The 12972-nt window shown below is 73.2% G+C and carries 10 protein-coding genes; 5 read left to right on the plus strand and 5 right to left on the minus strand.

Going from position 1 to position 12972, the window contains the following annotated elements; translation table 11 throughout:
• Positions 1-279: 279 nt before the first annotated feature.
• The 5 genes from ACZ56V_RS08795 to mtnA all read right to left on the minus strand — a co-directional run bounded on the left by ACZ56V_RS08795 (position 280) and on the right by mtnA (position 7047).
• Positions 280-1194: a ComF family protein gene (locus ACZ56V_RS08795; protein ID WP_467378456.1), complete on the minus strand. Its 915-nt coding sequence runs from the start codon at positions 1192-1194 to the stop codon at positions 280-282.
• Positions 1195-1296: 102 nt separating this feature from the next.
• Positions 1297-3144, minus strand: coding sequence for an LpqB family beta-propeller domain-containing protein (locus ACZ56V_RS08800; RefSeq protein WP_398910392.1), 1848 nt, complete (start codon positions 3142-3144; stop codon positions 1297-1299).
• On the minus strand, positions 3134-5209 hold the full coding sequence (gene mtrB, locus ACZ56V_RS08805; RefSeq protein WP_398910390.1) for a two-component system sensor histidine kinase MtrB: 2076 nt from the start codon (positions 5207-5209) through the stop codon (positions 3134-3136). Before mtrB ends, ACZ56V_RS08800 begins: the two co-directional genes overlap by 11 nt.
• A gap of 1 nt (position 5210) precedes the next feature.
• Positions 5211-5900, minus strand: a complete 690-nt coding sequence (gene mtrA, locus ACZ56V_RS08810) for a two-component system response regulator MtrA (RefSeq protein WP_003975799.1) — start codon at positions 5898-5900, stop codon at positions 5211-5213.
• Positions 5901-5904: 4 nt separating this feature from the next.
• Positions 5905-7047 carry an S-methyl-5-thioribose-1-phosphate isomerase gene (mtnA, locus tag ACZ56V_RS08815; protein WP_468940417.1) on the minus strand — a complete coding sequence of 381 codons (1143 nt, stop codon included), beginning with the start codon at positions 7045-7047 and terminating at the stop codon, positions 5905-5907.
• Positions 7048-7187: 140 nt separating this feature from the next.
• Between mtnA and ACZ56V_RS08820 the strand changes: the two genes are divergently transcribed.
• From ACZ56V_RS08820 to ACZ56V_RS08840, 5 genes are read left to right on the plus strand one after another with little or no spacing between them, the layout of a single operon-like run.
• Positions 7188-8561, plus strand: coding sequence for a DUF7847 domain-containing protein (locus ACZ56V_RS08820; protein ID WP_467378461.1), 1374 nt, complete (start codon positions 7188-7190; stop codon positions 8559-8561).
• A gap of 4 nt (positions 8562-8565) precedes the next feature.
• The gene (locus ACZ56V_RS08825; RefSeq protein WP_468940420.1) at positions 8566-9315 is read left to right on the plus strand and encodes a DUF4129 domain-containing protein; all 750 of its coding nucleotides are present in this window, start codon (positions 8566-8568) and stop codon (positions 9313-9315) included.
• Positions 9312-10529, plus strand: a complete 1218-nt coding sequence (locus ACZ56V_RS08830) for a DUF4350 domain-containing protein (RefSeq protein ID WP_468940423.1) — start codon at positions 9312-9314, stop codon at positions 10527-10529. The genes ACZ56V_RS08825 and ACZ56V_RS08830 overlap by 4 nt, the downstream gene beginning before the upstream one ends.
• Positions 10529-11518, plus strand: coding sequence for an AAA family ATPase (locus tag ACZ56V_RS08835; protein WP_398911117.1), 990 nt, complete (start codon positions 10529-10531; stop codon positions 11516-11518). Before ACZ56V_RS08830 ends, ACZ56V_RS08835 begins: the two co-directional genes overlap by 1 nt.
• Positions 11518-12828 carry a DUF58 domain-containing protein gene (locus ACZ56V_RS08840; RefSeq protein ID WP_468940426.1) on the plus strand — a complete coding sequence of 437 codons (1311 nt, stop codon included), beginning with the start codon at positions 11518-11520 and terminating at the stop codon, positions 12826-12828. The genes ACZ56V_RS08835 and ACZ56V_RS08840 overlap by 1 nt, the downstream gene beginning before the upstream one ends.
• Positions 12829-12972 lie beyond the last annotated feature (144 nt).

Here is a 12972-nt window from a genome sequence, read left to right on the forward strand (position 1 = left end):
GGCGGAGCATCTCCCTTTTGCACCAGGTTCCGGTCCATCCCGGAACCTCGGACTCGGTGACGTCCACCTCCTCCCCCACGGGCGGGATCTCCACTCCACCGGTGCGGGTGATGACGGTAAAACCCGCAGCACGGCATTCGGATTTGAGAGGTGTGGCCTGCGGCTTTGCCTCACAACCGAACATATCTCGCCCGGACGGATGTCGTCACCCTCTACCGCCGCGTACCTCCGTTCCGGTGAATTGACTCTCTCATTACCTGCAACGACGTAAGTCCTCAGTCAGTTCCGGTTTATTTCGAAAGCATCCGGTGAAGCCGCGACCACTGCCGCACAGATCGCTTCACGGGTCACGCCACCGCCTCCGTACTGACCCGCCATTCGGGGCCCGGTCTTCCGTTCCTCTCTGCCTTCCCCCGCCGCCGCCGGATACACAGCCGATCTCGCCGTCCCGTACGTGCCGGGCCCCGCCCCCGACTCAACGGCGGCGGCCGTCGCCGCACGCACCGCGCGTGCCGCCTCGGCCAGCGACGCCCCCGTCGTCATCAGGTCGTCGACCAGGACGACCGACCCGCCGCCGCGCAACAGCCCGCCACCGCCGGGAGCCACCCTGAGCGCGCCCGCGAGGTTGTCCAGTCGCCGCCGGGCGTCGAGGCCGGACTGGTCGGCCACGGCGTACCGCTGCCGCAGCACCGCCAGCACCCGGGCCGGCACTCCAGTGCGCCGCAGCTCGCCCGCCGCCGCGAGGGCGATCCGCCGCGCCGGGTCGTGTCCGCGCGTCCGCACCGTTCTGCGTGCCGAGGGCACGGGCACCAGCAGCACCGGCCCCCGCACCCGTATGCCACCCGCGTCACCGGCACCCGCTCCGCCCGGGGCCGTCCACGCCTCCCGGAGCCCCGCCCGCACCGCTCCCGCCAGCGCCGCGCCGAGCGGTGCCGCGAGGACCAGCACGCCCCGCTCCTTGTGGGCCAGCAGCGCTGCCCGCACCTCGTCCGCGTACGGCGCGGCCGCGTGCACCGCGGGCAGACCGGGCGGCTCCGGATCAGGACGCACGCGGCGCGGCGGGTGGCCGCTCAGCGCCGTACGGCACCCGGGGCACAGCACCGCGCGAGCCCTGCCGCAGCCGCCGCACTCGGCCGGCAGCACCAGGTCCGTGACGTCCGCCCACCATTCCCGCACTGTCCGCAATCCCCGCATGGCCACCACTGTGCCCACGTATGCGGAGACCTGCCAGGCCTGTGGAAAACCCGGCCCGGCGTCCTGTGGAAAACCCGGTCGGCCACCGAACGGCCGGGCGCCTCACCCCGGATAGACCGGCGCGGTCCCCTCCGTCACCTTCTGCCACTGGAGCCCGGACGGCAGCCGCACGATCAGGTCCTCCGAGTACGCCACCAGCGGCAGCCGCTCGTCCTCGGTCGCGGCGATCTCCTTGACGCCGGTCAGCGCCGCGGGCACCGATGCCTCCGGCGTCGAGCCGTCGACCTGGACGTATCCGATCTGCTGGACGCCCCCGCGCTCCCGCCCGACCACCACGAGCCGGGCGTCACCGGCCCAGGACATGGCCGTGACCTCCTCCAGCTCAGGAGTCGCGGAGCGCAGTTCGAGCACGGTGACCGCGGGCGGTTCGCCCGCCTTTCCGTCCCGCTCGATCCGTCCGATGAGCAGCGACCGCTTGCCGTCCTTCTCCACGACGAGCGCGATCCGCACCCCGTCGGCGGCCACCCGCACGGACTGGACGCGCCCGTCGAGCCCCGGCGTCCGCACCTCCACCGGATCGCCCGCACCGTCCTTCAGCAGCAGCAACCGCGGATCGGCCGGGTTGCGGTCGGCGATCCACAGGTCGCCCTGCGTGTCCCAGCTGGGCGGGGTCAGCCGGTCCGTCTCCGACTTGCCCTGGCTGGTCAGCACGGGGTCGCCGAGCGAACCGGCCGACACCAGCGATCCGACGTACAGCGACTTGTTGTCGAGACCTATCCCGGCCGCGCTGTGCTCGTCGCGCGAGACCGCCACCGACCGCAAGGCGCGGTGGCCCTCGCCCAGCGGGCCGGGCACGGGTTCGGCCCGGGTCCCGTTGCTGCCCGCGGCGAGCCGCACCAGGCGGTCCTTCTCGTCGACGAAGTACAGGTAGTCGGGCCGCTGCGCCGAGCCGCGCGTCGCCACCGTCTCGGCGCGGTCCTCGGAGAGCGAGCACAACTGCTCGCCGCCCGAGCGCAGCTCGACGTCCTCCACCGCCGGGGTGAGGTTCTGCAGGGTGAACAGGAGCTGCGCGGCCATCTCGTCGCACTTGTCCGCGCCGGCCCGGGCCGCCTTGTCGTTCAGCGGAACGGTCAGCTTGCCGCGGTCGTCGGGCGTCAGCGAGACGTCGTTCTTCGCCAGCGCCGTCCCGGTCGGGAAGCTGGACCTGACCACGGGGCCCAGCAGGCTCGTCGGCCCGCTGAGCAGGGAACGCACCACCTGGGTCATCGGATCCACGCGACGGCGCACATAGACGGGATCGGCGACGGCGGCCGGCTCCCCGACCGCTCCGGTATCGGCGTCCGCGCGCACCGCGGTGTTCGAGGCGAAGTAGTACCGGTTGACCGACATGTAGTTGCGCTGGAAGTCGGACTTGCCCATGACGACGCCCTGCGGCAGCGCGTCGATGCGCCACTGCTTGGTCTTGCCGTCCCGGCTGAGGTGCACCGACTCGCGGTACGCGCCGTCGGCCGGCGAGTACGACTGCTGCCCGTCCACCGTGGCCACCTTGGCGCCGGTCAGGGTCACCGAGTAGTCGTTGGCGTCCTCGCGGTTGCCCGAGTGGTCGGACTCCGTTCCGGGCCCGCCCGCGAGCACGGTCGCCGACTCGTCCGGCCGCCAGTTCTTCGCGGCGGCGCCGGTCAGATACTTGCGCGCCGTCTCGTAGTGCGGGTCGTCGCTGGTCAGCGCCTCCAGAAAGCCCTGCACGATGTCGGAGGGCGGGGCGTCCTCCTGCGGCGGCATCGCGAACACCCGCACCTGCGGGTCCTGCCGGGGCGTGGACTCCACGCCCCGGAGGTCCCCGCTGTCGGGCATGGACGCACATCCGGCCAGCAGCACGACACCGCCGACGGCGTACGCCACCACGCGGGCCGGCCCGCGCCGACCGCCCCTCCCGCGGTCAGCGCCCACGAGATGCCTCCCCTTGCCTGCTCGTGTCCTCGGGACCGGCGTCCGGGCGGTCCGCCGCCTCGGGTGCCGGCCCGCCGTCCTGTCTCCGGGCGCCCGAGGCGGGCCTCGGCACCACGCGCGCGCCGTTGCCCGGCAGTGCCGTCGGATCGGCCGTGGGGGCCGCCGCGGCCTGCCGCGGCGTTATCGGCCCCCGCGCGGGCACCGCGGAGGCCTGCCCGGCCGACGCCTGCGCCGGGACGCCGACCGGCCTGTCCGCTCCGTGCGCCGCCGCGGTGTTGTCGAGGCCCGCGTCGTGCAGACCGCGGTTGCGGCGCGAGTCCTTCGGCTCCAGTGGTATCGGCGAACCCCTGAGCGGCTCGTCCGCGGTCCTGGGCAGCGTCAGCCGGAACTGCGAGCCGCCACCGGGTTCTCCCCAGGCCTGCAGCCAGCCGCCGTGCAGCCGCGCGTCCTCCAGGGCGATCGACAGGCCGAGTCCCGTACCACCGGTGGTACGCGCGCGGGCCGGGTCGGCCCGCCAGAAGCGGCTGAAGACCCGGGTGGCCTCGCCCGGCTTGAGCCCGACGCCGTAGTCGCGCACCGCGACGGCGACCGCGCCCCCGGCGGCGGCGAGCCTGACGACGACGTCCCGGCCCTCGCCGTGCTCGACGGCGTTGACGACGAGATTGCGCAGCACGCGTTCCACGCGCCGGGCATCCGCCTCGGCGACGACGGGCTGCTGGTCACCGACGACGCGTATCCCCGTGCCCTTGCGCTCGGCGAGCGGCTCCGCACCACTGACGACGCGCCGTACGACCTCCCTGAGGTCTATCGGCTCCGCCTCCAGCGCGGCGGCGCCCGCGTCGAAGCGGCTGATCTCCAGCAGGTCCGCGAGCAGCGTCTCGAACCGGTCCAGCTGGTCGGCGAGCAGTTCGGCCGACCGCGCGGTCACCGGATCGAAGTCCACGCGCGCGTCATGGATGACGTCGGCCGCCATCCGTACGGTCGTCAGCGGCGTCCGCAGCTCGTGCGACACGTCGGAGACGAACCGCCGCTGCATCCGCGACAGGTCCTCCAGCTGACTGATCTTGAGCTGGAGGTTCTGCGCCATCTTGTTGAAGGCCTCGCCGAGCCGGGCGATGTCGTCCTCGCCGGTGACCTTCATCCGCTCCTGCAGCCGCCCCGCGGACAGCCGCTCGGCGATGCTCGCCGCCATGCGTACGGGCGTGACGACCTGGCGCACCACGAGCCAGGCGATGGCCCCCAGCAGTACGACGACGAAGAGCCCGGCCGTCGCCAGAGTGCCCCTGACCAGGCTGAGCGACTTCTCCTCCTGGGTGAGCGGGAAGAGGTAGTACAGCTGGTACGGCTCGCCGTTCGGGTCGTTGACCTGCTTGCCGATGACCAGCCCGGGCTGGGACGCCTGGTCGGAGTTGTAGACGATCCGGGTGTAGCTCTGGGCGGCCGCGGTGTCGCCGTCGATCCGCTCCCGCAGGTCCTCGGGGACGCTGACCGCCCAGTCGACCGACCCGGAGGCGCGCGGACCGCGCCCGCTGCCGCTCTCCCCGCCCATGGGGAGGGTGACCACGTCGAAGGCGCTCTGGCCTCCGCTGGAGAGCGACTTCACCAGCTCGCTCATCCACTGGATGACGTTCTGCGAGGGACGCCCGTCCGCGGGGGTGCCGTCGTCGCCGTTGGTGCTCGCCGCCTCCTCGGCCTTCTGCTTGGCCGCGGTGAAGCCACCGGTGGCCTGGCTCTGGGAGGCCTTCACCTTGGCGTCCAGCAGTCCGTTGCGGACCTGCCCGATCACCACGAAGCCGAGCAGCAGCACCACGCCCAGCGACATCAGCAGGGTGGTGGCGACGACCTTGAGCTGGATGTTGCGCCGCCACAGCCGCATGACCGGCAGCAGCGGACGGCGCACCCAGCGCATGAACAGACGGAGCACCGGGCTGCCCTGCACCCCGCCGTGCAGCAGCCCGCCCTCCAGCACCTGGCTGAAGAAGCGGGAGCCGGCGCTCCGGTGGCCGACAGGCCGTCCGGCGCGGGCCTCGGACCCGGGCGCCGAAGCGGCACTGTCCCTGGCCATGTCAGCTCGGTCCGGCCTTGTAACCGACGCCGCGGACGGTCACCACGATCTCCGGCTTCTCCGGATCCTTCTCGACCTTGGAGCGCAGCCGCTGGACGTGCACGTTGACCAGGCGGGTGTCGGCGGCGTGCCGGTAGCCCCAGACCTGCTCGAGGAGCACCTCGCGGGTGAACACCTGCCACGGCTTGCGGGCCAGCGCCACCAGCAGGTCGAACTCCAGCGGCGTCAGCGCGATCGACTGCCCGTCCCGCTTCACGGAGTGACCGGCCACGTCGATGACCAGGTCGCCTATGGCGAGCTGTTCCGGCGCCGGCTCCTCCGACCGCCGCAGGCGCGCCCGGATGCGGGCCACCAGCTCCTTCGGCTTGAACGGCTTCACGATGTAGTCGTCGGCGCCCGACTCCAGACCCACCACGACGTCGACGGTGTCACTCTTCGCCGTCAGCATCACGATCGGCACACCCGACTCCGCCCTGATCAGGCGGCACACCTCGATGCCGTCCCGACCGGGCAGCATCAGGTCGAGCAGTACCAGGTCGGGCTTGGTCTCCCGGAAGGCGGCCAGCGCCTTGTCGCCGTCGGCTACGAAAGATGGCTCAAAACCCTCACCACGCAGCACAATGCCGAGCATCTCGGCCAGTGCGGTGTCGTCGTCGACGACAAGGACTCGTCCCTTCATAAACGACATCATCCCATTAGCTAATCGTTACCTGGCGTGACCTGGCACACAGCGCGGCCAGGGCCTCGGTCGTCACGGGCGAAACCACGCCCTCCTCGGTGACGATCGCCGTCACCAGTTCGGGCGGAGTCACATCGAACGCCGGGTTGTACGCCTGGGTCCCCAGGGGTGCCACCGGAATCCCACCTCCCGCTCCCGCCACCGGCACCTGGGGTGCTGTGACCTCGGTCACCTCATGTCCGGGGCGCTGCTCCACTTCGATGGACGCCCCGTCCGGCGTGTCCGGATCCACCGTCGTGACCGGTGCCACCACGATGAACGGCACGTGGTGGTACCGCGCGAGCACCGCGAGCGGATAGCTCCCCACCTTGTTCGCCACCGAACCGTCGGCCGCGATGCGGTCCGCGCCGATCAGCACCGCGTCCACCTCGCCCGCCGCGAACAGCGAACCCGCCGCGTTGTCGGTGAGCAAGGTGTACGCCATGTCGTTGCGGGCCGCCTCGTATGCCGTCAGGCGAGCACCTTGCAGCAACGGACGCGTTTCGTCCACCCACAGCCGTCGCAGCCGCCCCGACCGGTGCGCCGCGAGCGCCACCGCGAAGGCGGTCCCCTCACCGCCCGACACCAGCGAACCGGTGTTGCAGTGCGTGAGGACGCGGTGCCCACCGGCGGGCAGCAGCTCGTCGAGCAGCGCCAGCCCGTGCACGGCCATCCGGGCGCTGGCCCGGGCGTCTTCCTGGTGCAGTGCCCGCGCCGCGGCCAGCGCCGCGGCGGCGGCCTGCCGGGTGTCCCCGGTCCTGGCGAGCGCCTCCCGGTGGGCGTCCTGCGCCCGCCGTACTCCGACGGCGAGGTTCACCGCGGTGGGGCGGGCCCCGGCCAGCGCCGCCGCGGCCTCCTCGACCTCGAAGCCGCGCACGGCGGCGAGCGCGACCCCGTAGGCGCCCGCGATGCCCAGCAGCGGCGCCCCGCGCACGGCGAGCGAGCGGATCGCCTCCACCAGCGCGGCCGGGTCCGTGCACACCAGCTCGACCTCCTCGGCCGGCAACCTGGTCTGGTCCAGCAACACCAGCACCGGGCCCTCGGGGGGTTCCTCCCAGCGAAGGACCGGTATCCCGGTCGGCCGCTTGTCCTCGCCGCTTCGCGCGTCCTGATCAGCCATGCGGTCAGTCTGCCCCCTGTACGACGGACAATTGAAGGCGTGCAGCCCCTACCGCGCCCGGTCCGCACCCGACGCCCCCATGGCACGATGGCTGCCAACCTGCCGCCGCGACCGCGGACGGGCACCGTGAAGGAGCGACGATGAACGACACTCCGGGCTGGGCATCGCCCGGATCCGCCCCGTCCGACGGGCACGAGCCCGGCGCGTCCGGCCCCGCCGAGCCCGCCGACCGCCCCGCCGGCACCGATCAGCCCGCGCCGCCCGCGGACCGGCCGGGAGCGGAACCGACGAGCCCCGGCACGAAGTGGTCCAAGGAGCAGCCGCCTCCCGGCCAGTGGTCCGCGCCCACCGGCCCCGCGGACCAGGGCCAGGCCCCGCCTCCGCCACCGCCGGGCCCGGGCTGGGGCACCCCGCCACCCGGACCTCCCGGGGGCGGCTACGGACCTCCCGGAGGCTACGGCGGCCAGCGCGGGGGCTACGGCGGCCCCGGTGGACCCGGCGGCTGGGGAGGCGGCTGGGGCGGTCCCCCGCCCGCGGCCAAGCCCGGCGTGATCCCGCTCCGCCCGCTCGGTGTCGGCGAGATCCTCGACGGCGCCGTCTCCACCATGCGCACCTACTGGCGCACCGTCCTCGGCATCTCCCTGACCGTCGCCATCTTCACCGAGGTCATCGTCGTACTGCTCCAGGGCCTCGTCCTGGACGACACCAGCAGCGAGGCACTCAACGACCCCGACGCCACCCTGAGCGAACTCGGCGACGCGCTGGCCGACACCACGATCAACTCGGGCGTCATCTTCCTGATCTCCCTGATCGGCACCGTACTGGCCACCGCCCTGCTCACCACTGTCACCAGCCGCGCCGTGCTCGGCAGGCCGGTGACCACCGGCGAGGCGTGGCGGGACGCCCGCCCCCAGGTGCTGAAGCTGTTCGGCCTGATCGTCCTGCTGCTGCTCATCGTCGCCGGACTCCTCATGGCCGGCATGACACCCGGTCTCCTGGTCACGGCGACCGCGGGCGGCGAGGCCGGGGTGGCCCTGACCGCCCTGGGCTTCCTGGCGGGCGGCGTGGTCGCGATCTGGCTCATGGTCCGCTTCTCGCTGGCGTCTCCCGCCCTGATGCTGGAGAAGCAGGGCATCAAGAAGGCCATGGGCCGCTCGGTGAAGCTGGTGCGCGGCTCCTGGTGGCGCGTCTTCGGCATCCAGCTGCTCGCCACGGTCATCGCCAACATCGTCGCGTCGATCATCGTGATCCCCTTCACCTTCCTCGCCGCGACCCTCGGCGGCGACGGCGTCGGCGGCTTCCTGGAGGGCACCGGCGACCTCGGCTGGACGTTCCTCATCGTCAGCGGCATCGGCTCGGTGATCGGCTCCATGATCACCTTCCCGATCACGGCGGGCGTGACCGTCCTGCTGTACATCGACCAGCGCATCCGCCGCGAGGCCCTCGACCTCGAACTGGCCCGCGCCGCCGGCAGCCAGGGCTCCGGCGCCTCCGGCGCCGTCCCGGGGAGCTGACGGGGTGGGTCCGGCGGGGGGAGTTCTCACCGAGGTGCTGTCACGCACCGCCGTACACACGGTGGCGCGCTCCGGCGACGAACCGCCGGTGACGATCCCGCGCGACCCCGCCCGGGAGGCCGCGCGGCGCGAGCTGTCCAAACGCATGTACCACGAGAACGACCCCAGCTGGTTCCAGCGGGCCCTGAACGCCTTCTGGGACTGGATCGAAGGGCTCTTCAGCAGGGCGTCCACCGCGACTCCCGGGGGGACGCTCGGCCTGGTCGTCGTCATCGTGGCCGTCCTGGCGGTACTGGGCGCCCTCTGGTGGCGCCTGGGCACCCCCCGCCGCGGTCCCGTCCCGGCCTCCGCCCTCTTCGACGACCGTCCCCGCAGCGCCGCCGACCACCGCGCCGCCGCCGAGGCACACGCCGCCCAAGGACACTGGACCCAGGCCGTCCAGGAACGCATGCGGGCCGTCGTCCGCGCCCTCGAGGAACGCGCCCTGCTCGACATCCGCCCCGGCCGCACCGCCGACGAGGCGGCCACCGAGGCGGGCCACGCCCTGCCCGCCCACCGGGACCGGCTGCGCGCCGCCGCCCGGGACTTCGACGACGTCGCGTACGGCGGCCGGTCCGGCAGCGAACCGTCGTACCGCCGCCTCGCCGAACTCGACCACGACCTGGAACGCAGCAAGCCGCATCTGGCCGGCAGCACGATCGGCGGCCCCGCAGGGGACGCGGACCGGGACACCCGCCGGGGAGCCGCCGAATGACCACCGATGCCACGCTCCCCACCACCGCGGCATCGCCCACCGCCCGCCAGGTGTGGACCCGCGCGCGGGGCATCGCGCTCGCCCTCGTCCTGCTGCTCGCCGGGGCCGTCGCCATCGCGGTCGTCCGCTCCGACGCCCGGCACGGGGAACTCGACCCGCGCTCCGCCGACCCCTACGGCAGCCGCGCCGTCGCCGAACTCCTCGCCGACCGGGGGGTCTCCACGCGCGTGGTCACCACCCTGGACGAAGCGCGGGCCGCGGCCGGCCCGGACACCACCCTGCTGGTCGCCGTGCCCGACCTGCTGACGGAGCGCCAGCAGACGCGACTGCACTCGGCGACGACCGGCTCGGGTGGCCGCACCGTCCTCGTCGCCCCCGGCGGCGGTGCCGTCGAACGCCTCGCCCCCGGCGTCACCGCCGACCCCGCACTCAGCTTCGACTCGACGCTGGCCCCCGCCTGCGACCTGCCCGCCGCACAGCGCGCGGGCAGCGCCGACACGGGCGGCATCCGCTACGTCACCCACCTCGAAGCCGACACCTGCTACCCCAGCCGGCGACTGGCCACCCTGCTGCGCATCCCCGACCCCTCCGCGAAGGCACCGGGGGACGGCACCCCGGGCGACACCGTCGTCCTCGGCGCCCGCGACATCCTCTTCAACAACCACCTCGACGAGCACGGCAACGCCTCGCTCGCCCTCCAACTCCTCGGCTCCCGCGACCACCTGGTCTGGTACCTCCCCTCCCTCTCCGACCTCCCGGACCCGGACGACGAACGGAGCTTCTTCGACCTGCTCCCGTCCGGCTGGCTCTGGGGCACCCTGCAACTCTTCGTCGCCGCCGCCCTCGCCGCCCTGTGGCGGGCACGCCGGCTCGGCCCCCTGGTGCCCGAGAAACTCCCCGTCGCGATCCGCGCCTCCGAAACCGTCGAAGGCCGCGCCCGCCTCTACCGCAAGGCCAATGCCCGCGACCGCGCCGCCACCGCTCTTCGCTCCGCCACCCGCACCCGCCTCGCCCCTCTCGTAGGCGTCCCCGTCACCCAGGCGCACACGCCCGAGTCCCTGCTCCCCGCCCTGTCCGCCCATCTTTACGGCGCGCACGGGGACGGACAGGCCCTGCACACCCTCCTCTTCGGCCCGCCGCCCGGCGACGACGCGGCCCTCATCGCACTCGCCGACCAACTCGACGCCCTCGAAAGAGAGGTACGCCGTCCATGATGGACCCGACCACTGACAACGCCGGGCAGACCGCGGCCGCGGGCAACGCCCGCGCCGCCCTCGAAGCCCTGCGCGCCGAGATCGCCAAGGCCGTGGTCGGCCAGGACGCCGCCGTGACCGGTCTCGTCGTAGCTCTGCTCTGCCGCGGCCACGTCCTCCTGGAGGGCGTCCCCGGAGTCGCCAAGACCCTCCTCGTCCGCACCCTCGCCGCGGCCACCGAACTCGACACCAAACGCGTCCAGTTCACCCCCGACCTGATGCCGAGCGACGTCACCGGCTCCCTGGTCTACGACGCCCGCACCACCGAGTTCTCCTTCCAGCCCGGCCCGGTCTTCACCAATCTCCTCCTCGCCGACGAGATCAACCGGACGCCCCCGAAAACCCAGTCGTCCCTCCTCGAAGCCATGGAGGAGCGCCAGGTCACGGTGGACGGCACGCCCCGCCCGCTCCCCGAGCCCTTCCTCGTCGCGGCCACCCAGAACCCGGTCGAGTACGAGGGCACCTACCCCCTCCCGGAAGCCCAGCTGGACCGCTTCCTCCTCAAACTCACCGTCCCCCTCCCCACCCGCCAGGACGAGATCGACGTCCTCACCCGCCACGCCGCCGGCTTCAACCCGCGCGACCTGCACGCCGCCGGCGTACGCCCCGTCGCCAGTGCCGCCGACCTGGAAGCCGCCCGCGCGGAGGCCGCCAAGACGACCGTCTCCCCGGAGATCACCGCCTACGTTGTCGACATCTGCCGCGCCACCCGTGAGTCGCCGTCCCTCACCCTCGGCGTCTCCCCGCGCGGAGCCACGGCCCTGCTGTCGACCTCCCGCGCGTGGGCCTGGCTGACGGGCCGCGACTACGTCACCCCCGACGATGTGAAGGCCCTGGCCCTCCCCACCCTCCGGCACCGCGTACAACTCCGCCCGGAGGCCGAGATGGAGGGCGTGACCACGGACTCGGTCATCAACGCGATCCTCGCCCACGTCCCCGTTCCCCGCTGATGGCACTCACCGGACGCGCCGCGCTCATCGCGGCCCTGGGCTCCGTCCCCATCGGCATCTGGGACGCCGGCTGGACGGGCATCCTCGCGGTCAACGCCCCGCTGGCCGCCGCCTGCGCCTGCGACTTCGCCCTGGCCGCCCCCGTACGGCGCCTCGGCCTGACCCGCTCCGGCGACACCTCCGCCCGCCTGGGCGAGACCGCCGACGTCACCCTGACGGTCACCAACCCGTCGGGCCGCCCACTCCGGGCCCGGCTGCGCGACGCCTGGCCGCCCAGCAGCTGGCGGCCCGGCACCGAGACGGCGGCCTCCCGGCACAGCCTCACGGTGCCCGCCGGCGAACGCCGCCGCGTGACCACCCGCCTGCGCCCCACCCGTCGCGGCGACCGGCACGCGGACCGCGTCACGATCCGGTCCTACGGCCCCCTGGGGCTCCTCACCCGCCAGGGCACCCACCGGGTCCCCTGGACGGTACGCGTCCTCCCCCCGTTCACCAGCCGCAAGCACCTCCCCTCCAAGCTGTCCCGGCTCCGTGAACTCGACGGCCGCACCAGCGTCCTCACCCGCGGGGAGGGCACGGAGTTCGACAGTCTGCGCGAGTACGTGCCCGGCGACGACACCCGTTCCATCGACTGGCGCGCGACAGCCCGCCACTCCACCGTCGCCGTACGCACCTGGCGCCCCGAACGCGACCGGCACATCCTGCTCGTCCTCGACACCGGCCGTACCTCCGCCGGCCGGGTGGGCGACGCCCCGCGCCTCGACGCCGCCATGGACGCCGCTCTCCTCCTGGCCGCCCTGGCCTCCCGCGCCGGCGACCGAGTCGACCTCCTCGCCTACGACCGTCGGGTACGCGCCCTGCTCCAGGGCCGCACGGCGGGTGACGTCCTTCCCTCCCTGGTCAACGCCATGGCAGCCCTGGAGCCCGAGCTGGTGGAGACCGACGCGCGCGGTCTCACCGCCACCGCTCTCCGGTCGGCCCCCCGCCGGTCCCTGATCGTGCTGTTCACGACGCTCGACGCGGCCCCGATCGAAGAGGGGCTGCTCCCCGTCCTGCCGCAGCTGACCCAACGCCACACGGTTCTCGTTGCCTCGGTGGCCGACCCGCACGTCGCGCGGATGGCCGAAGCTCGCGGCCACACGGACGCCGTCTACGAGGCCGCGGCGGCCACACAGGCCCAGTCGGAACGCCGTCACGTCGCCGACCAACTACGCCGGCGCGGTGTGACGGTCGTCGACGCGACCCCGGACGAGCTTCCCCCGGCACTCGCAGACGCCTACCTGGAACTCAAAGCAGCAGGCCGCCTGTAAAAAAGGCGGGGCCAAAGGCCGCGCCCGAACTCGTTTTCAACGACCCCTGAACGCAGAAAACCCCGCACCGTTCCCGGTGCGGGGTTTCCTCGCAATAATTGTTCGGCGGCGTCCTACTCTCCCACAGGGTCCCCCCTGCAGTAC

This window comes from Streptomyces sp. NPDC034099 (genome assembly GCF_055575415.1).